We start from the raw sequence: 19,738 nt of genomic DNA, 5'->3' as shown, positions 1-19,738 counted from the left end.
ACAAACGGCAGGTATACCTGCAATCGGCTCTGGATCAGCTCGCGTGAGCCTCGATATTCGTCTTCAAATGCTCGGTAAAATCCGATCGGGGTCATGGCGATGTGTGAACTTGAACTTCGGGAGGCAACCAGTTGATGCCCACAAACTGCGGCTGGCTGGCATTGATGACATTGAACAACAGTGCCAGATCCTGCCATTCATAATTGGCAGCAATGTGGCTGTCGGACACATGCAGTGCGGTAGTGACGGAATAGGAGCCTGGACCGAGATGGACGGGAAAGGCAAAGTCCAGCCTGAAACGCTCGCCCGCAGTGAACGGCCCCAGCCTGATGCCCAGGTGGAAGGTGTTGGTTCCAAAGACTGGCTGCCCCAGACGGTCTTTTATCATGTAGCCAAACACCAGTTCCGGCAGATCGGCATGCAGGACGATCTCCACTTGCAGGCGCACCCTTTCCCCCACGTTGGCATATTCAATGGCCTCATCCTTGGCGTTGCGCAAGCTGATGGTATGCAGGCGGGCTTCACCGGTGCCCGAGTGGGTTTTGGCACGACCGTCGTCCAGACGTTTGACTTCGACAGTGGCATTTTCCTTTTCGGCGATCAGGGCATTGTAGAAATCCATGACCTCTTCAGGAGGCCCGTCCTTGATGACAAAGCCTTTTTCCAGCAGGATGGCGCGGTCACACAGGGTCTGGATGGCATTGCGGTCGTGCGAGACAATCAGCAAACTCGTGCCTTGCTCGCGGAACTCACGGATTTTGTTGAAGCTTTTGTGCTGGAAGTAGGCATCTCCCACCGACAGTGCTTCATCGACGATAAGGATGTCGGGACGCACCGCCGTGGCCACGCTGAAGGCCAGCCGCATCTGCATGCCACTGGAGTACAGGCGCACGGGGCGATCGATGTAATCGCCGATTTCAGCAAAGGCCTCGATCTCGTCCATGCGCACCGCAATCTCCTGGGTGCTGATGCCCAGCAATTGGCCAGCCATGTAGGCATTCTGGCGACCGGTGAAGTCGGGGTGAAAGCCCATGCCCAACTCCAGCAATGCAGCCACCCTTCCCTGGCGTTGCACATGACCCATGCTGGGTTCGGTCGTGCCGGTAATGATCTTGAGCAGCGTACTTTTGCCTGCGCCATTGACCCCGATGATGCCCACGGCCTCTCCAGGCTGAATGCGAAAGCCAATGTCGCGCAATACCCATATTTTCTCGTGGCGAGTCGTGCCCGACAGCCACTCCAGCACCCGTGACCATTTGCCCGCATAGCGTTTATACGCCTTGCCCACGCCCTGCACGACCAGCAGGCTATCGGCACCATGGCCTGCATTGAACGCAATGTTCGTCATAGTTCGTCCACCATTTCCCCAGCGCGGCGCACAAAAAACAGCCCGCCCAGCACCAGCAGAACCAGGGTCAGTGCAGCCAACGGCCACAGGGAGACAAGATCGGGCACGGTCTTGTCCAGGAAAATGCTCTGGTATCCGGCAAACAGGGGGCGCAACGGGTTGAAGCGCAGCACCTGACGGGCCGCTTCACCCAAACCGGCAAAGGTATAGACAATCGGTGTCAGCCAGAACCAGAATTGCAGCACCACGCCCGTGAACTGCGCCACATCCCGGAAGAATACATTGAGGGTTCCCAGGAAAACGCCCAGACCGAGTGCGAACAGAATCTGCAATGCCATCAGTGGCAGAAATGCCCAGAGTGCTGCGCCCGGCCAGTGTCCGATGAGTGCCAGAAACGCCAGATACAGCAGAAACACAATCCCGAAATTGAGCAACGCACCCAATGTGACGATGACCGGCAGACAGATGCGCGGGAAGCTGGACTTCTTGATGAGGTTGCCATTGTCCAGAAACACATTGTTGAGCCGCCCGAGCATTTCGGCGAACAACCCCCAGGTAATCACGCCTGCACACAGGTAGATGCTGAAGGCAAACGGTGTCTGCTCATGCCCAGGCAAGGTGGGGCGGATCAACTGGCCAAACACCACCGTGTAGATGACGATCATGGTCAGCGGATTGGCCACCGACCAGAATGCGCCCAGCAGCGATTCACGGTAGCGGCTGTTGAATTCGCGCAGCACACTGGCGAGCACAAAGCCGCGATAGGCCCACAGGGCTCTGAACATTTGCATGGTGACGGTATGGGAGAGGAAATGTCAAACAAATACGCCTGGAGGCGATTCAACTGCCGCGTGTACGGCCATAGCTGTCCTCGAAGCGCACGATGTCGTCCTCGCCCAGGTAGCTGCCGGACTGCACTTCGATGATTTCCAGCGGCAACTTGCCGGGGTTGGCCAGTCGATGCACCTTGCCCAGTGGAATGAAGGTCGATTCGTTCTCGGTCAGGAGCTGCACCTTGTCGCCGTTGGTCACTTCGGCTGTGCCTTTCACCACCACCCAGTGCTCGGCACGATGGTGGTGCATTTGCAGACTCAGGGATGCGCCAGGATTGACGACAATGCGCTTGACCTGAAAACGCCCGCCACTGTCGATACTGTCGTACCAGCCCCAGGGCCGGTGCACCTTGCGGTGCGTATCGGCCAGTGTGCGACCGCACTGGCGCAGTGCAGCGACGAGTTTCTTGACGCTCTGTGCATGGTTCTTGTCGGCCACCAGCACTGCATCAGGGGTTTCGACCACAATGATGTTCTCCAGCCCCACACCGGCGACCAGTCGCGAGCGTGAAAACAGCAGGGTGTTGCGGCAGTCTTCCAGCAGAGTATCCCCCACGGTGGCATTGTCCTGTGCATCACGCTCCAGCACATCCCACAGTGAGTCCCATGCTCCCAGATCCGACCAGCCTGCATCCAGTGGCACCACGCAGGCAGGAATCTGCGCCTGTGGATTGCGTGGCAGATGCTCCATGACCGCATAGTCAATCGAGTCGGATGGACAGGCATGGAAGGCTTGTTCATCCGGGCGGATGAAGTCCAGGTCCGTCGCGGCGGTCTGCATGGCCTGCTGGCAGGCTGCAAGAATATCGGCACGGAACATGCCGATTGCGCGCAGCCAGACGCTGGCCTTGAGCATGAACAGGCCGCTGTTCCAGTAATAACGGCCGCTGTCCAGATACCGCTGCGCAGTGTCACGATCGGGCTTTTCGACAAAACTGGCGATTTGCCAGCCCCCCAATGGATACGCAGCATCTCGCTCGATGTAGCCATAGCCTGTATCGGGACTGCGCGCCACGATGCCAAAAGTCACCATGCCCCCTGCTTCGGCCACCGGCAGTGCCTGTTCCACGGCCTGGTACAGGGCCGTGCGATCTTTCATGACGTGGTCGGCCGGCATGGCCAGCAAAATGGGATCGGCACCATTGGCACTGGCAGCCAGTGCCGCCAAGGTCAGTGCCGGGGCAGTATTGCGCCCCTGTGGTTCCAGCAGAATCTGCGCACCAGCCTGCCCGCTCAGGCCTATTTCCTGCAATTGGCTGGCCACCAGAAAACGGTGTTCCTTGTTGCTGACCAGCACCGGAGCCTGGAGTCGGGCCAGATGCGAAGGCAGCCCTTGCAAGCGTTGCACCGTGTCCTGCAACATGCTGTGGGCCCCCGTCAGACGCAAGAACTGCTTGGGGTAAGTCTCGCGCGAAAGTGGCCAGAGACGGGTGCCCGAGCCGCCACACATGACGACAGGGACAAGGGTCGGGACTTGCATTCAATGCTCCTTGCAATGGCAGCGTACTGCCTAGAATATTTTTGCCAATTTTTCAACAGTGGAATGATGGTCACTCCACCCAGGAAAGGTTTGCAAAACCCTGGTGGCAAGCCCGCGCCCAGTGGGGGATACGGGCGGCGCAACGGGTTTTGCAGGCCATCATCCCTAGGGCACATAACGTTTGCGCATGCCCAGAAAAGGGGCTTCGATGGTCTGATAACTCAACCGGGCGACCCAGAAAGTCAGTCCAAACACCAGCAGCCCTGTCACCGCCGCATTAACACGCCAGTCTGCAAACCAGTCCGGGGTTCCAATCGCATGACCGAGCAAGGTAATGACCAGGGCATGCCAAAGGTAAATGGAAAAACTGATTTCACCGCCCTGCTCCAGCCAGCGGCCCAGCCTGGTCGGCACCTGGCCTTGCCAGTGTGCATAGGCAACGATCACCGTCGCCCAGCCCAGTGCTTCCACCGTGGGCCAGATGGCCCATGCCCACTGGTAGGGCTGCACTGGCAGAAAAAAACTCGCCCAACGCGCCTGGATTTCCACCAATCCCCAAATCAGCACGAACGCCAGCACAGGCCAGATGCCATGCAATGGCTTGCGCAGCCAACGCCCGGCCAGCAATGCCGCCAGCATTCCAATCAGAAACTGGTCTGCACGCCCCAGCAGGGTGGAATACACCATATGCGTAGAGTGCCCCGTCGCCAGAAAGCCTCCCAGCTTGAACAGCAGCAACAACCCTATCAAACGCAACAAATAACCCGGCCCTTGCTCCATGGCGAAACGCGCCAGAAAAGGAAACACCAGATAGAAGGTGAATTCGACTGAAATTGTCCACGCCGCCCCTGTCATGAACGTACTGCTGGTGGGTGCAGCCCCGAGATTGGAAAACAGCACATACAGCAGATCCTGGGGACGAAACGCATCCCGCCCCACAGAGATGGCCACCATGAACACTACCAGAAACAGAGGAGCAATGCGCAGCACGCGATTGCGGATGAAACGCCCATAATCAATATGGCCGTTTCCCTGCATGGCAATCGACATGAACAGAAAGCCTGACAGCACAAAGAACAGGCTGACCCCGGTATGGCCCTCGACCACCAAGCCAAAGCCAAAATCCTGTGACTGGGGTTTCCACTGTCCAAAAAAATAATGGAAAGTATGGAATGCCAACACCAGCACCGCCGCCAGACCCCGCAAGTGGGCCAGGCGGGGGTTCCATGCAAAATTACGGGATACCGATGCGGATGACAAGTAGGCTGGCATGTGAACGGGCAGAACAGGCTGGTAAAGGTTAGTCCAGCATTCTAGCCAGTGTCATCACCGCCCCATGACAAGGCAAGTCACCAGATGGGTTGCTCATCCGCATGGACAACCCATCCCAACAGGCGCACGACATACCAGGATGCCGTGTCGCAAGCAGCAGAAAAAACCGCATCAGCCCTCAGCGCGGGACGCTGCCACGCAATCCGCATAGAAGCGTTTGGTGCCATCTTCGCCCACTTCCACCACCAGACCGTGGATATCGGTCTCGAAGCCGGGCAGTTGGGTGGCGAATTCGCGGGCAAACTTCAGGTAATCGACGATCTTGCGGTTGAAGACTTCACCAGGAATCAGCAGTGGGATGCCGGGCGGGTACGGTGTGACCAGCCCCACGGTGACGCGGCCTTCCAGATGGTCGATTTCCACGCGCTCGGTCTGGCGACGCGCAATGTGGGCGTAGGCATCGGCCGGACGCATGGCCGGTTGCAGGTCGGACAGGTAGATTTCGGTGGTCAGGCGTGCCACATCGTACTTGGCGTACAGCGTGTGTACGTGCTGACACAGATCGCGCAGGCCCAGCTTTTCATAGCGGCGGTGCTGTGCGGAAAACTCCGGCATGACGCGCCACAGCGGCTGGTTCTTGTCGAAATCATCCTTGAACTGCTGCAAGGCGGTCAGCAGGGTGTTCCAGCGGCCCTTGGTGATGCCGATGGTGAACATGACGAAGAAGCTGTAGAGGCCGGTTTTTTCGACCACCACGCCGTGCTCGGCCAGGTACTTGGTGACGATGGAGGCGGGAATGCCGCTGGTATCGAACTTGCCATCCAGGTCCAGCCCCGGTGTGACGATAGTGGCCTTGATCGGGTCGAGCATGTTGAAGCCGTCGGCCAGATTGCCAAAGCCGTGCCAGTTGCTCGATGCCTTGCGCGATTTGCTGCCGTTGCTGCGGATGATCCAGTCATCGGCACGGCCCACGCCTTCCTCGGCCAGCTTCTCCGGCCCCCAGACCTTGAACCACCAGTCTTCCTTGCCGAAATCGTCTTCCACCTTGCGCATGGCACGGCGAAAGTCCAGGGCTTCCAGCAGGCTTTCTTCCACCAGGGCTTCGCCACCGGGCAGTTCCATCATGGCTGCGGCCACGTCGCAACTGGCAATGATGCTGTACTGCGGGCTGGTGGAGGTGTGCATCAGGTAGGCTTCGTTGAACAATGCCTTGTCCAGCTTCTGCTCCTGTGAATCCTGCACCAGCACATGGCTGGCCTGGCTGATGCCCGCCAGCAGCTTGTGGATGGATTGGGTGGCATAGACCACGCTGTGCTGCGGGCGGGGGCGTTTGCGACCCATGGCGTGGTAGGTGCCATAGAACGGGTTGAAGGCGGCATGCGGCAGCCAGGCTTCGTCGAAGTGCAGGTTATCGACATAGCCATCGAGCAGGTTCTTGATCGTTTCGGTGTTGTAGAGCACACCATCGTAGGTCGATTGCGTCAGTGTCAGCACGCGCGGCTTGACTTTCTTCGCATCCACTCCCTGAAGCAGCGGGTTGGCCTTGATCTTCTTCTGGATGGTGGCTGGCTCGAACTCGCTTTGCGGAATCGGGCCAATGATGCCGTAGTGGTTGCGCGTGGGCTTGAGGAACACCGGAATCGCACCGGTCATGATGATGCTGTGCAGGATGGACTTGTGGCAATTGCGATCCACCACCACCACATCACCGGGCGCGACCGTATGGTGCCAGACGATCTTGTTGGACGTGCTGGTGCCGTTGGTGACGAAGAAGCAATGGTCGGCATTGAAGATGCGTGCGGCATTGCGTTCGCTCTCGCCGATCGCGCCGTTGTGATCGAGCAGTTGCCCCAGTTCTTCCACGGCGTTGCAGACGTCGGCGCGCAGCATGTTCTCGCCATAGAACTGGTGGTACATCTGGCCGATGGGGGATTTCAGAAAGGCCACGCCGCCGGAATGGCCGGGGCAGTGCCAGGAGTAGGAGCCGTCTTCGGCGTAGTCCAGCAAGGCCCTGAAAAAGGGCGGCTGGATGCTTTCCAGGTAGTTCTTGGCTTCGCGGATGATGTGCCGGGCCACGAATTCGGGCGTGTCCTCGAACATGTGGATGAAGCCGTGCAGCTCGCGCAGGATGTCGTTGGGCAGATGGCGTGCCGTCTTGGTTTCGCCGTGGATGTAGATCGGCACTTCATCGTTGCGGCGGCGCACTTCGCCAATGAACTTGCGCAAGTCCTGCACTACGGCAGGCTCGGTTTCGTCGCTGCTGGTCAGTTCCTCATCGTCGATGGACAGGATGAAGGCACTGGCGCGGCTTTGCTGCTGGGCGAACTGGCTCAGGTCGCCGTAGCTGGTGACCCCCACCACTTCAAAACCCTCCTCCTCGATGGCCTGCGCCAGCGCACGAATGCCCAGCCCGGAGGTGTTTTCGGAACGGTAGTCTTCATCGATGATGATGATGGGAAAGCGAAACTTCATGGCGAGTCTCCGAAAGAAGCGTTGGGCGATCGGGGGATTGTGAAAAAAATGGCCGCACAGCAAGCCAAACCGCCTGCTTATATCCGGCCAAACCGCGAAGTGTAATCAAGGTTTGCGACAGAACGTTGAAATTCTGCGGGGTTTGGCTCGCCACGGTCACGCTTCCGGCGTGATGGCATCCGCCCAGTCGTAGAGTGCGCCGAGAATGTGCTCGCCGCGCTCGTCCACGTTCTCGGAAAGCGCGTCGATCTCGGTGAGGAGCTGTTCGGTGCTGCGGCAGCCGTTTGCACCGTCGATGAGCACGGCCTTGCGTCGCGCCTCCCAGCGTGGCAATTCCTCGTCGCGGAGGCTTTGCGGGAAGTTGCGGGCGCGGTAACGCCACAGCAGTTCCGGCAGGCGCGGGTCGTCGAAACCGGTGCGGTCGGTGGCCAGCTCCTCGCCAGACAGGGCAGCCAGATGCTCCAGCCTGCGGCGGTCGTCGTTGGAGACGAATGCACCATAGAGGTTGTGTTCCGGGTCGGGTGTGGGTTCGCTGCGAGCAGATTCCGGCGCGAACACGGCCTCCCACAGCGCGCTCAGGTCGGGCAGTGCGCGCGCCTTGTCGGCATGGGCTGCCATGCGGGGCAGGTCCAGTTGCCAGCGTTGCACCACGGCATCGGTAAGCACCTTCAGGTTGGCTACCACCATCGGCGATTTGTTGAGGTGAATTCCCTTGAGTGGCAGACGCTGCACGCCTTCGGGCAGTTCTGCCTGACGGGAGAACAGCCGCTGGCGCACCTGTTCGGGCGTGAGTTCGGCCAGCTCGCTGGGATCGAATGCCAGGTCCCAGGCCAGCATTTCGTTGCGGTTGGTGGGGTGCATGGCCAGCGGAATCATCAACGCCAGGCAACCGCGTTCCACACCGAACATGCCGGAGATATGGACAAAAGGCCGCGCCTGCTGGCGATCCACCGGCAGGCCCAGGGTCTGCGCCACCACTTTCTTGTCACGCAGTTGCAGGCCGAAGTCGAACAGGCGGGGCTGCTGCTGGCGCAACAGCCGTGCCAGCGCGATGGTGGCGCGCACGTCGGAGACGGCATCGTGCGCAACCTCGTGCCGCAAGCCATTGGCCTGGGTGAGCCGCTCCAGCCGGAAGCTGGTCTTGCCATCCTCGCCCTGGGGCCACTGGATGCCTTGCGGGCGCAGGGCATAGGCCATGCGCACCACATCCAGCAAGTCCCAGCGTGCATTGCCATCGCGCCATTCACGGGCGTAGGGGTCGATGAGGTTGCGCCAGAACAGGTGACGGGTGAACTCGTCGTCAAAGCGAATGCTGTTGTAGCCCACGCCGATGGTGCCGGGCACGGACATGGCGGCATGAATCCTGCGGGCGAACTGCGCTTCGGTCACGCCCCGGCGCATGGCTTCCTGCGGGGTGATGCCGGTAATCAGGCAGGACTGCGGATCGGGCAGGTAATCCAGCGGCGGCTGGCAGAACAGCTCAATGGGCGCGGCCACCTCATTCAACTGCGCATCGGTACGAATGGCTGCAAACTGGGCGGGCCGGTCGCGGCGCGGGTCTGCGCCAAAGGTCTCATAATCGTGCCAGAGGAAGGTGTGCTGCATGGTGGGGCATTATCCCCGAGAACCCGTGCCGGGCGGTATGCGCATCGCCATAGGGAAGGTCTGCAAAACCCGTTGCGCCGCCCGCATCCCGCCACTGGGCGCATCGCGGCGTTGGCTTTTGCGGTCAATAGCCCCGCTATTGACCGCAAAATCCGCCTTGCGCTGCATCCCACTGGCGGGCGCGGGCTTACCGCAAGAGTTTTGCAAACCTTCCACAGCCAAAAACCATTCATCCGATGGCGGCAGGTAAATCACCCATAATGCCAACTTCCAAGGAAACCCTGCCCATGCCTTTTTCCCTGTTGCCTTCTGGCATTGCTTCCCGTACCACTGTGTGCTCCCGCCTGCGTTCGGCCAGTGTGCTGCTGGCCGTCGGCTGCGCCCTGCACGGCAATCTCCAGGCCCAGAGTCTGCTGGAGCTGGTGCAGGCCACCACCGGCTACGATGCCCCGTGGCAGGCCGCACTGGCCGAATACGAAGCCAGCCAGCGGCGCAGCGACCAGGCACGGGCCGCACTGTTGCCCAGCGTGGGCGTGGGCGCGGAACTCTCGCGCAGCCATACCCGCCTGCATCCGCTGGATGCCCGGCACAGCGCAAGCACCCACAGCACCGCGCTGACGGCCAGCCAGGCACTCTACCGCCCCGGTGAACGCATCCAATGGTCGCAAAGCAAGCTGGCAGCAGAGCAAAGCCAGACACGGCTGGATACTGCCGCGCAGGATTTGATTCTGCGCGTGGCCCAGGCCTATTTCGACGTACTCGCCGCCCAGGATGCGCTGGCCGTGGTGCAGGCGCAGAAAGCCGCCATCACCGAACAACTGGCCTTCGCCCAGCGCAATTTCGAGGTGGGCAACGCCACCATCACCGACACCCGCGAAGCCCAGGCGCAGTTCGATCTGGCCACGGCACAGGAAATCAGTGCACTCAACACCCTGCAAGTGCGGCAACTGACACTGGAGCAGGTCACGGGTGTGACTGCCGCGCGGCCCGCCCCACTGGTGGCCGATGCCAGTCTGCCGCGCATGGATGAGCACGATGTGATCGCCTGGGTGAGCCGTGCCCAGGAGCAGCAGCCGCAGATTCGCCAGGCACTGCTGGCCGTGGACATCGCCCGGCTGGAAACCCAACGCGCCGAAACCGGCCACCTGCCCACGGTGGACTTGAGCGCACGGCTGTCGCACAGCGAAAACCCGAACGGAACCATCACGGCCCCGACTCCCGGCACCCGCACCCAGCAAGGCAGTGTGGGCGTGCAGCTGAATCTGCCGCTGTTCGCCGGTTTCGCGGTGCAGAACCGCGTGCGCGAGACGCTGGCTCTGGAAAAACAGGCCAGTGCCCAATTGCAGCAGGCCCGCCGCCAAACGGTGCAGAACACGCAGACGGCGTTTTTCAATCTGCAATCGGGACTGTCGCAAATCACGGCCCTGCAAGCAGCCGAAGCCTCCAGCCTGAGCGCGCTGGAAGCCAACCAGCTCGGTTATCAGGTGGGCGTGCGCATCAACATCGACGTACTCAACGCGCAAAGCCAGCTCTACCAGACCCGCCGCGACCTGGCACAGGCCCGCTACCAGGTGCTGCTGGGGCATCTGCAACTGGAACATGCCGCCGGTACACTCGACATGGATTCGGTGCGCCGCATCAACGCCCTGCTCCAGCCCGCAGCTGCCCATCCCTGACCCTCCTGTTTTCTCCGCATGACTGCCGCATCCCCCTCCCCCGCACCCCTGCCCGTCGTGGCCTTCCTGGGCATCGGCCTGATGGGACACCCCATGGCATGCCGCCTGCTGGAGGCCGGTTTCCGCCTGCATGTGTGGAACCGCACCCACGCCAAGGCACAGGCTCTGGCGGCACAGGGAGCCACCGTCCACGAGCAGGCAGCCTGCGCGGCACAGCAGGCTGACGTGGTGATTGCCATGCTGGAAAACGGCCAGATCAGCCAGCAGGTGCTGCGCGAACACGGCGTGGCACAGGCCATGCGCCCCGGCAGCCTGTTCATCGACATGGCATCCATCCAGCCCCGCGAAGCGCGGGCACACGCCACCTGGCTGGAAGAACTGGGTGTGACCGCACTGGATGCCCCCGTTTCAGGCGGCACGGTCGGCGCACAAGCGGGCACACTCGCCATCATGGCGGGCGGCACCGCAGAGGCATTCGCCCGTGCTGCGCCGGTTTTCGCACCCCTGGGCAAGGCCACCCACATTGGCGGGCACGGTGCAGGGCAACTGGCCAAACTCGCCAACCAGATGATCGTCGGCATCACCATTGGCGCAGTGGCCGAAGCCCTGTTGCTGGCCGAAAAAGGTGGGGCCGACCCGGCCAAGGTACGCGAGGCCATCGGCGGAGGCTTTGCCGACAGCCGCATCCTGCAACTGCACGGCCAGCGCATGGTCATGCACGATTTCGCCCCGCGCGGGCGCGTTGCCGTGCAGCTCAAGGACATGCGCAACGCGCTGGCCACCGCCGCCGAAATGGGCTTCGATGCCCCCATTACCACCCATCTGGAACAACTGTACCGGCACGCCGCCGAAGCAGGTTTTTCCGACCTGGATCACAGCGCGCTGTTTCTGGAACTGGCACGGCGCAATCACATGTTGCCCGCCCCCTATGGGGATGAGTCCCTTGCCTGAACCACGCGGCCCATCCGCATCCCACCCCCTCATGCCCCGCTACCGAACCTTGTTTTCACGTATCCTTTCTTGCCTTGCAGCGGCCTTGCTACTGTCGGGCTGCCTGGATATGCCGCGCTCGCCTGCCAGCCACTCCGGCCCCCAAGGCCAGACCATGTCAGGCAAAGCCCAGACCTGCCGTGTCACCCGCGTCTCTGACGGAGACACCCTGGACGCGCTGTGCGGCACAGGCTCCCGTGCCCAGAAGGTGCGCATCCGCCTGCGCGGCATCGATGCGCCCGAACTGCGCCAACCCCACGGGACAGCCGCGCGGCAACGCCTCAACCAGTTGTGCCGCCAGCAAACCATCCGCCTGCCACAACGCCCTGACAAAGACCGCTATGGCCGCGTGCTGGCCGATGTTCAATGCCAGCAACAGGATGCAGGGGAACTGCTGGTGCGCTCCGGCCTGGCCTGGTACTACCGCAGCACCGCCCGCGACTATCCCACCCTGGTCAAACTCGAAACCCAGGCCAAACGGCACAAACGCGGACTGTGGGGCGATGCCAAACCCACGCCACCCTGGGTCTGGCGACAACAGAACCGACGCTAATCCAGCCTGAAACACCATGCCTGCTTTTTCTTTCGATGCCATCGACGATCAGGGACAATCCCGCAAAGGCACCATCGAGGCCGACAGTGCCCGCGCTGCCCGCAGCCTGTTGCGGGCACAGGGACTGGTTCCGCTGGCCGTCGATGCAGTGCAGGCCAGCACTGCCGATGCAGGCGGCAGCGCACTGTTGCGCCGCAAGGTTTTCAGTGCCACCGATCTGGCCATCTGGACCCGGCAACTGGCCGGACTGGTCGGTGCCGGACTGCCGCTGGAGCGCGCCCTGGCCATGCTGGCCGACGAAGCCGATCACGAACGCCAGCAACACATGCTGGCCGCACTGCGCGCCGAGGTGAATGCCGGTGCCAGCTTCGCGCAGGCCCTGGAGGGCTGGGGCAGCGAGTTCTCGGATGTCTATCGCGCCATCATCCGCGCCGGGGAGCAAAGCGGCAATCTGGGCCTCGTGCTCGAACGCCTTGCGGACGACCTGGAAAACCGCCAGAGCCTGCAAGCACAGTTGGTAGGTGCCGCGCTCTATCCCATCATCGTCACCGCCGTGGGCATGGCCATCGTGGTCTTTCTGCTCAGCTATGTGGTTCCGCAGGTGGCCAGCGTTTTCAGCGGCGGCAACCGCAGTCTGCCCATGCTCACGGCCTTGCTCATGTCCATCAGCGATTTCATTCGCACCCAGGGCGGCTGGTTGCTGGCCGCCCTGGTGGCTGCCATCTTGTTGGCACACGCCATGCTGCGCATTCCGGCACAGCGTCTGCGCTTCGATGCCGCCTGGCTGAAACTGCCGGTGCTGGGCAAACTCTCTGCCGCCTACAACACCGCCCGCTTCGCCTCCACACTGGCCCTGCTCAATGGCGCAGGCGTACCCATTCTCAAGGCCTTGCAGGCCGCCGCCGAAACCGTCCACAACCGTGCCATGCGGCAAGACGCACTCGACGCGCTCGTGCTGGTACGCGAAGGCGCACCGCTGGCCGCCGCGCTGGGGCAAAAAAAACGCTCCCCCCCCCTGCTGGCCATGTTCGCCCGCCTGGGCGAACAAACCGGCCAGTTGCCCCTGATGCTGGAGCGCGCCGCCACCCAGTTGCAAAACCAGGTGCAACGTCGCGCCGTGCGCCTGGCCACCCTGCTGGAGCCACTGTTGATTGTCGGCATGGGCGTGGCCGTCATGGTCATCGTGCTGGCCGTGCTGCTGCCCATCATCCAGATGAACCAGTGGATGGGTTGAAAAGGCTCTGGAAAACCCGGCCCCATTGAACCAAAACCCGCGCACTGGCTCCAAATTTTCCTGAAAACCGCTTCTGAATGGCCACATGCCCACGCAACACGCATGTACCATTTCTTTACCCATGGGAAACAGCAGATTGCACGGTTTCCCGTTAGCATCCGAATATTCGTTTCCTGTTTCAGAGAAAGGCAACACACCATGAAACACACACCCCGCACCCTCGCATGGATGGCCTGCGCAGCAGCCAGTCTGGTCATGGCAGGCTGCCAATCCGTCCCATTGAACCAAACCCAGTACCCACAGCAAGGACAGGTGGGCTACCCCGCCCCAGCCCCCAACGCGCTGGAATACGGCTATGTCTCCCAGATCACCACACTGCAAGACACGCACCGTGGCTCCACCGGCACAGGCATTGCGCTGGGGGCCGTGATAGGTGGTCTGCTGGGTAACCAGGTCGGCGGTGGTCATGGCCGCACCGCAGCCACCATTGCCGGTGCAGTGGGTGGAGCCGTCGCCGGCAATACCATTGAAGGCCGCATGGACAGCGGGCAGAACCAAGTCTATGGCTACCGCATCACCATTCAGGTCGATAACGGCGCAAACCGTTTGTACGATGTCACCTCCCCAGGTGACCTGCGCGTAGGCGACCGCGTGCAGATACGCAACGGCCAGATCTCGCGTATCAACTGATAGCGATACAACACCAACTACGCGTTGGAGCATCCCGGACTTTGGTTCGGGATTTTTTTGCATGAACGCCCATGTAAAAAAGCCCCGATGCAAAAACATCGGGGCTTTGAAACTGGTTGCGCGAGAAGGATTTGAACCTCCGACCTTTGGGTTATGAGCCCAACGAGCTACCAGACTGCTCCATCGCGCGTTAAAGACGTTATTCTAGCACAGATTATTCTGCTGTTGGAATATTTTCTTCAGAAACTTCGGGACGATCCACCAGCTCGACCAATGCCAATGGCGCATTGTCGCCCACACGGAAACCGATCTTCAGAATGCGGGTGTAGCCACCAGGACGGGTATTGAAGCGGGGGCCCAGATCGTTGAAGAGCTTGGTCACGTTGTCGCGGTTGCGCAGACGGTTGAATGCCAGGCGGCGATTCGCCACGGAATCCACTTTGGCCAGCGTGATGAGCGGCTCGACCACACGGCGCAATTCCTTTGCCTTCGGTACAGTGGTCTTGATGAGTTCGTGCTCGATCAGCGAATTGCTCATGTTGCGGAGCATGGCTTGACGGTGTGCGCTGGTGCGGTTGAGTTTGCGCAATCCATTTTTATGTCGCATGGTTGTGTTTCCTTAAAATTATCGGGACGCAGGCCGTATCAGGTACCTGCCATGATTGAACAGCCACACATAGGGCCGAGAAAAAATGCCATTCACAGGTCAGACCTGCCCATGGCACATGGAAGCACCGGGCGGCAGCAGAAATCAGGCTTCAGATTTCATGCCAACAATGCCCGGCGCATTCGATCACTCCAGTCCGGCAGGAGGCCAGTTTTCCAGCTTCATGCCCAGCGTCAGACCACGCGCGGCCAGCACTTCCTTGATTTCGTTCAGGGATTTGCGACCCAGGTTCGGGGTCTTGAGCAGCTCGTTGTCGGTGCGCTGGATCAAGTCGCCAATGTAGTAGATGTTTTCGGCCTTCAGGCAGTTGGCGGAACGCACGGTCAATTCCAGCTCATCCACAGGGCGCAGCAGTACCGGATCGAAAGTGGCAGCGGGCTTGCGTGCCGACGTATCCAGATCGAAGGCCGGAACGGCTCCATCTTCCAACTGGGCAAACACTGCCAGTTGCTCGACCAGGATACGGGCAGAAATGCGCACAGCATCTTCAGCGGAAATGGAACCATTGGTCTCGATTTCCATGACCAGCTTGTCCAGGTCGGTACGCTGTTCCACGCGGGCATTCTCGACCGTATAGTTCACGCGCAGCACGGGTGAGAACGATGCGTCCAGAATCAGGCGGCCAATCGTCTTGTTGGCATCGTCGGCATAGCGACGCACGCTGCCAGGCACATAACCACGGCCTTTTTCGACCTTGATCTGAATGTCCAGCTTGGCTCCCTGGGACAGGTGCGCAATCACATGGTCGGGATTGATGATCTGTACATCGTGGGGGGTCTGGATGTCACCGGCAGTCAGCACACCCTCGCCTTCCTTGCGCAGGCTGAGAGTCACTTCATCGCGGCTTTCCAGCTTGAAGACCACGCCCTTGAGGTTCAGCAGAATATTGACAACATCTTCCTGCACGCCATCGATGCTGGAGAACTCGTGCAACACCCCTGCAATGGTGACTTCGGTGGGAGCAAAACCCACCATCGAGGAAAGCAGCACGCGACGCAGTGCATTGCCCAGCGTATGGCCGTAGCCACGCTCGAAAGGTTCCAGTTCGACCTTGGCCTTGTTGGGCGCGATCTGTTCAACGCTGATGGTTTTTGGCTTGAGCAAATTGGTTTGCATATTGACTTCCTATCAATACCCCCGGCTCGTTACACCGGTAAGGCTGGTGAAGCACACAAACCGCAGCTCACGAAAGTGAACTGCGGTTTGAATGGAAAAGGATCAAAAACGATCAACGCGAATACAATTCGACAATCAGCGATTCATTGATGTCTGCACCGAATTCATCACGGTCAGGAGCCTTCTTGAAGACGCCCTCTACCTTGTCCACAGCCACTTCCACCCATGCTGGGAAACCGATCTGCTGTGCCAGTTGCAAGGCTTCCTGGATGCGAACCTGGCTGCGGGATTTTTCGCGCACAGCAACCACGTCACCCGCTTTCACGGAATAGGAAGGAATGTTCACAGGCTTGCCATTGACCAGAATGGCCTTGTGGGATACCAGCTGACGGGCTTCAGCACGGGTGGACGCAAAGCCCAGACGGTATACCACGTTGTCCAGACGGGATTCGAGCAGGGACAGCAGGTTGGAGCCGGTATTGCCACGGCGGCGGTCGGCCTCGGCAAAGTAACGGCGGAATTGTTTTTCCAGCACGCCGTAAATGCGCTTGACCTTTTGCTTTTCACGCAATTGCAGACCATAGTCGGAGGTACGCGCGCCAGAGGTTCTGCCGTGCTGACCAGGTTTGGAGTCGGATTTGGATTTGTCTGCAATCGAACGACGCGCACTCTTGAGGAACAGGTCGGTGCCTTCACGGCGGGAGAGCTTGGCCTTGGGGCCGATATAACGTGCCACTTGATGATTTCCTTGTATTCAACTGCTTTGCCGTTTCGCACGACAAAGGAGCCATCTTTTTTCACAATGCAAAGATGGCGGTGGTCTTGACAGACGATTAAACGCGACGGCGTTTCTGTGGACGGCAGCCGTTGTGCGGAACGGGGGTTACATCCGAGATGGAGTTGATGCGAATGCCCAGCGCGCCCAATGCACGAACCGAAGATTCACGGCCAGGGCCGGGACCTTTGATTTCGACATCCAGGTTCTTGATGCCCTGCTCGATGGCAGCACGGCCAGCCACTTCGGAAGCGACCTGTGCGGCAAACGGGGTGGACTTGCGCGAACCCTTGAAACCCTGACCACCGGAAGAAGCCCAGGACAGTGCATTGCCCTGACGGTCGGTAATCGTGATGATGGTGTTGTTGAACGAAGCGTGAATGTGTGCAATGCCATCCGCAATATTCTTGCGAACTTTCTTGCGGACACGTTGCGACGCTGCAGAAGACTTAGCCATTTTTATCCTTGATAGAACAATTCAGGAATTATTTCACGCCCTTGCGCGGACCTTTACGGGTGCGTGCATTGGTGCGAGTGCGCTGACCACGCATCGGCAGACCGCGACGGTGACGGAATCCACGGTAGCAGCCGATGTCCATCAAACGCTTGATGTTCATGGTTGTTTCGCGGCGCAGATCACCTTCGATGGTGAACTGGGCGATCTGATCGCGGATTTTCTCCAGATCGGCATCGGTCAAATCCTTGACTTTCTTGGAGTACTCGATACCAGCGGCTTCGCAAATCTTGCGAGCGCGGGTACGGCCAATGCCATAGATTGCCGTCAAACCGATTTCAGCGTGTTTGTGCGGCGGTACGTTAATACCAGCTATACGTGCCATGTGCGTCCTCTATTCCTGTGCGCTTAACCCTGACGCTGCTTGTGACGCAGGTCAGTACAAATCACTCTTACCACTCCATTGCGGCGAATCACCTTGCAATTGCGGCAGATTTTTTTCACCGATGCAGCAACTTTCATTCCAAACTCCTCATAAACCTTTGACAGCAGCCGATGTTGCCACCGACCACCAATCCGACTTGCAAAAACCTTCTTAACGCCCCACTGGCTTGAACTGCGACTTCTTCAGCAACGAATCGTATTGCTGCGTCATGACGTAGTTCTGCACCTGTGCCATGAAGTCCATCGTGACGACCACCAGAATCAGCAGCGATGTTCCACCGAAGTAGAAAGGTACGTTGTACCTGAGCATCAGGAACTCAGGGAAAAGACACACTGCTGTGATATAGATGGCACCAGCAAGGGTCAAACGGGCCAGTATTCTATCAATATATCGTGCCGTTTGCTCACCCGGACGGATGCCCGGCACGAATGCGCCACTTTTCTTCAGGTTGTCTGCGGTCTCGCGGCTGTTGAAAACCAGTGCCGTGTAGAAGAAGCAGAAGAAGATGATGGCAGATGCGTACAGCATCACATAGATAGGCTGACCAGGTGTCAGGGTGGCTGCAATATCGCGCAACCAACGCCACCCGGAGTCACCGGAACTGAGCCAGTTCACCAGAGTGGCCGGCAGCAGGATGATCGACGAAGCAAAGATGGGCGGAATGACTCCAGCCATGTTCAGCTTCAGCGGCAAATGGGAAGATTGCCCCCCATACACCTTGTTGCCCACCTGCTTGCGGGCATAGTTCACCAGAATGCGCCGCTGCCCACGCTCGACAAACACCACGAAGTAGGTCACCAACACCACCAGTGCCGCAATGAACAGCAGGCTGATGATGCTCATGGCTCCGGTTCTGACCAGTTCCAGCGTACCGCCGAGTGCCGATGGCAAACCCGCAGCAATACCGGCAAAGATCAGGATCGAGATACCATTGCCCAGGCCACGCTCGGTGATCTGCTCACCCAGCCACATCAGGAACAGCGTCCCTGCGGTCAGGCTGACAATGGCAGTGATCTTGAAGCCCATACCCGGAACAATCACCAGGCCCGGCTGACTCTCCAGAGCAACGGCAATGCCCAGCGACTGGAACAGTGCCAGCACCAGTGTGCCATAGCGGGTGTATTGGGTGATCTTGCGACGCCCTGCTTCGCCATCTTTTTTCAGGGCCACCAGCGAGGGAATCACATAGGTCATCAGCTGCATGATGATGGATGCAGAGATGTAGGGCATGATCCCCAGTGCCAGCACCGAGAAACGTTCCAGCGCGCCGCCAGAGAACATATTGAACAGGTTCAATATGCCCTGCTGGCCAGAAAAGAGCTGCTCCAGCTGAATCGGGTCAATTCCAGGAACCGGAATGTGCGTGCCGATGCGATAGACAACCAGTGCAAGCAACAGGAAAACCAGACGGCGACGCAAATCACCGAATTTTCCCGATTTTGCCAGTTGGGCTGTATTTGTAGCCAAGATAGCTCCTTTTGCTTGCCAGCGTTGTTAATCAGGCCAGCGACCCACCTGCTGCTTCGATGGCGGCCTTGGCACCGGCGGTGGCACCAATGCCGTTGAGTTTAACGGCTTTGGTGAGTTCACCGGTGTTCACGACCTTGACCACCTTGGCCACGGAGCGCACCAGGCCAGCATTTTTCAGGGCCAGCAGATCGACTTCGGCCAGCTCCAGGGCTTGCAGTTCAGACAGTGTGACTTCGGCATTGAACTTCAGAGTCTGAGACTTGAAGCCACGCTTGGGCAGACGGCGTTGCAGGGGCATCTGGCCGCCTTCGAAACCGACCTTGTGATAGCCACCCGCACGGGATTTCTGGCCCTTGTGGCCACGGCCTGCGGTTTTGCCCAGACCGGAGCCAATGCCACGGCCTACGCGACGCTTGGCATGCTTGGCACCGGTGGCGGGCTTGATTGAATTGAGTTCCATCACCAACCTCTTACAGAACTTTGACCAGATAGCTGATCTTGTTAATCATTCCACGCACTTCGGGCGTATCGACCAGTTCGCTGACGCTGTTGAGCTTGCGCAGACCCAGGCCACGCACCGTTGCACGGTGAGACTCTTTCGTACCGATGGGGCTGCGAACGAGCTGAACCTTGATTTTTTGGTTTGTTGACATTGATC

The 19,738-nt window shown here is 59.7% G+C and carries 20 protein-coding genes and 1 tRNA gene; 5 read left to right on the top strand and 16 right to left on the bottom strand.

Features of this window, described 5'->3' with window-relative positions; all coding sequences use genetic code 11:
* Positions 1-91: 91 nt before the first annotated feature.
* From BUE21_RS08060 to sbcB, 6 genes are all read right to left on the bottom strand, one after another.
* Positions 92-1,348 (bottom strand): ABC transporter ATP-binding protein, encoded by a 1,257-nt coding sequence (locus BUE21_RS08060; protein ID WP_073356172.1) that lies wholly within the window; start codon positions 1,346-1,348, stop codon positions 92-94.
* Positions 1,345-2,139, bottom strand: coding sequence for an ABC transporter permease (locus BUE21_RS08055; RefSeq protein ID WP_200796715.1), 795 nt, complete (start codon positions 2,137-2,139; stop codon positions 1,345-1,347). The genes BUE21_RS08060 and BUE21_RS08055 overlap by 4 nt, the downstream gene beginning before the upstream one ends.
* Positions 2,140-2,188: 49 nt before the next feature.
* Positions 2,189-3,661 carry a mannose-1-phosphate guanylyltransferase/mannose-6-phosphate isomerase gene (locus BUE21_RS08050; RefSeq protein WP_073356171.1) on the bottom strand — a complete coding sequence of 491 codons (1,473 nt, stop codon included), beginning with the start codon at positions 3,659-3,661 and terminating at the stop codon, positions 2,189-2,191.
* Positions 3,662-3,826: 165 nt separating this feature from the next.
* Complete coding sequence (locus BUE21_RS08045) at positions 3,827-4,933, bottom strand: acyltransferase family protein (RefSeq protein ID WP_073356170.1); 1,107 nt, start codon at positions 4,931-4,933, stop codon at positions 3,827-3,829.
* A 171-nt stretch (positions 4,934-5,104) separates the two neighbouring features.
* Positions 5,105-7,405: an arginine/lysine/ornithine decarboxylase gene (locus BUE21_RS08040; RefSeq protein WP_073356169.1), complete on the bottom strand. Its 2,301-nt coding sequence runs from the start codon at positions 7,403-7,405 to the stop codon at positions 5,105-5,107.
* Positions 7,406-7,561: 156 nt separating this feature from the next.
* On the bottom strand, positions 7,562-9,010 hold the full coding sequence (sbcB, locus tag BUE21_RS08035; RefSeq protein WP_073356168.1) for an exodeoxyribonuclease I: 1,449 nt from the start codon (positions 9,008-9,010) through the stop codon (positions 7,562-7,564).
* 287 nt (positions 9,011-9,297) lie between these two features.
* On the opposite strand from sbcB, the gene BUE21_RS08030 reads away from it, so the two are divergent.
* The 5 genes from BUE21_RS08030 (at position 9,298) to BUE21_RS08010 (ending at position 14,153) form a co-directional block, all read left to right on the top strand.
* Complete coding sequence (locus BUE21_RS08030; RefSeq protein WP_073356180.1) at positions 9,298-10,686, top strand: TolC family outer membrane protein; 1,389 nt, start codon at positions 9,298-9,300, stop codon at positions 10,684-10,686.
* Positions 10,687-10,704: 18 nt separating this feature from the next.
* Positions 10,705-11,637, top strand: coding sequence for an NAD(P)-dependent oxidoreductase (locus BUE21_RS08025; RefSeq protein ID WP_073356167.1), 933 nt, complete (start codon positions 10,705-10,707; stop codon positions 11,635-11,637).
* 154 nt (positions 11,638-11,791) lie between these two features.
* Complete coding sequence (locus BUE21_RS14690; RefSeq protein WP_073356179.1) at positions 11,792-12,229, top strand: thermonuclease family protein; 438 nt, start codon at positions 11,792-11,794, stop codon at positions 12,227-12,229.
* A 16-nt stretch (positions 12,230-12,245) separates the two neighbouring features.
* Positions 12,246-13,463: a type II secretion system inner membrane protein GspF gene (gene gspF, locus BUE21_RS08015; protein ID WP_073356166.1), complete on the top strand. Its 1,218-nt coding sequence runs from the start codon at positions 12,246-12,248 to the stop codon at positions 13,461-13,463.
* A 198-nt stretch (positions 13,464-13,661) separates the two neighbouring features.
* Positions 13,662-14,153, top strand: coding sequence for an outer membrane lipoprotein (locus BUE21_RS08010; protein ID WP_073356165.1), 492 nt, complete (start codon positions 13,662-13,664; stop codon positions 14,151-14,153).
* 113 nt (positions 14,154-14,266) lie between these two features.
* Here BUE21_RS08010 and BUE21_RS08005 read toward each other — a convergent pair.
* From BUE21_RS08005 to rpmD, 10 genes are all read right to left on the bottom strand, one after another.
* Positions 14,267-14,343, bottom strand: a tRNA-Met gene (locus tag BUE21_RS08005).
* Between the two features lie 24 nt (positions 14,344-14,367).
* Positions 14,368-14,760: a 50S ribosomal protein L17 gene (gene rplQ / locus BUE21_RS08000; protein ID WP_073356164.1), complete on the bottom strand. Its 393-nt coding sequence runs from the start codon at positions 14,758-14,760 to the stop codon at positions 14,368-14,370.
* Between the two features lie 186 nt (positions 14,761-14,946).
* The gene (locus BUE21_RS07995) at positions 14,947-15,936 is read right to left on the bottom strand and encodes a DNA-directed RNA polymerase subunit alpha (RefSeq protein WP_073356163.1); all 990 of its coding nucleotides are present in this window, start codon (positions 15,934-15,936) and stop codon (positions 14,947-14,949) included.
* A 112-nt stretch (positions 15,937-16,048) separates the two neighbouring features.
* On the bottom strand, positions 16,049-16,672 hold the full coding sequence (rpsD, locus tag BUE21_RS07990) for a 30S ribosomal protein S4 (RefSeq protein ID WP_073356162.1): 624 nt from the start codon (positions 16,670-16,672) through the stop codon (positions 16,049-16,051).
* A 97-nt stretch (positions 16,673-16,769) separates the two neighbouring features.
* The gene (gene rpsK / locus BUE21_RS07985) at positions 16,770-17,168 is read right to left on the bottom strand and encodes a 30S ribosomal protein S11 (RefSeq protein WP_073356161.1); all 399 of its coding nucleotides are present in this window, start codon (positions 17,166-17,168) and stop codon (positions 16,770-16,772) included.
* Between the two features lie 28 nt (positions 17,169-17,196).
* Complete coding sequence (gene rpsM, locus BUE21_RS07980; protein ID WP_073356160.1) at positions 17,197-17,550, bottom strand: 30S ribosomal protein S13; 354 nt, start codon at positions 17,548-17,550, stop codon at positions 17,197-17,199.
* A 23-nt stretch (positions 17,551-17,573) separates the two neighbouring features.
* On the bottom strand, positions 17,574-17,687 hold the full coding sequence (gene rpmJ / locus BUE21_RS07975) for a 50S ribosomal protein L36 (protein ID WP_073356159.1): 114 nt from the start codon (positions 17,685-17,687) through the stop codon (positions 17,574-17,576).
* A 73-nt stretch (positions 17,688-17,760) separates the two neighbouring features.
* Positions 17,761-19,077 carry a preprotein translocase subunit SecY gene (gene secY / locus BUE21_RS07970; RefSeq protein WP_073356158.1) on the bottom strand — a complete coding sequence of 439 codons (1,317 nt, stop codon included), beginning with the start codon at positions 19,075-19,077 and terminating at the stop codon, positions 17,761-17,763.
* Positions 19,078-19,108: 31 nt separating this feature from the next.
* On the bottom strand, positions 19,109-19,540 hold the full coding sequence (rplO, locus tag BUE21_RS07965) for a 50S ribosomal protein L15 (RefSeq protein ID WP_073356157.1): 432 nt from the start codon (positions 19,538-19,540) through the stop codon (positions 19,109-19,111).
* Between the two features lie 10 nt (positions 19,541-19,550).
* The gene (gene rpmD, locus BUE21_RS07960) at positions 19,551-19,733 is read right to left on the bottom strand and encodes a 50S ribosomal protein L30 (protein ID WP_073356156.1); all 183 of its coding nucleotides are present in this window, start codon (positions 19,731-19,733) and stop codon (positions 19,551-19,553) included.
* Between the last annotated feature and the right edge of the window lie 5 nt (positions 19,734-19,738).

Source organism: Lampropedia hyalina DSM 16112 (assembly GCF_900129055.1).
Classification (GTDB): Bacteria; Pseudomonadota; Gammaproteobacteria; order Burkholderiales; family Burkholderiaceae_C; genus Lampropedia; species Lampropedia hyalina.
This window is presented reverse-complemented; position numbering and strand designations above follow the sequence as displayed.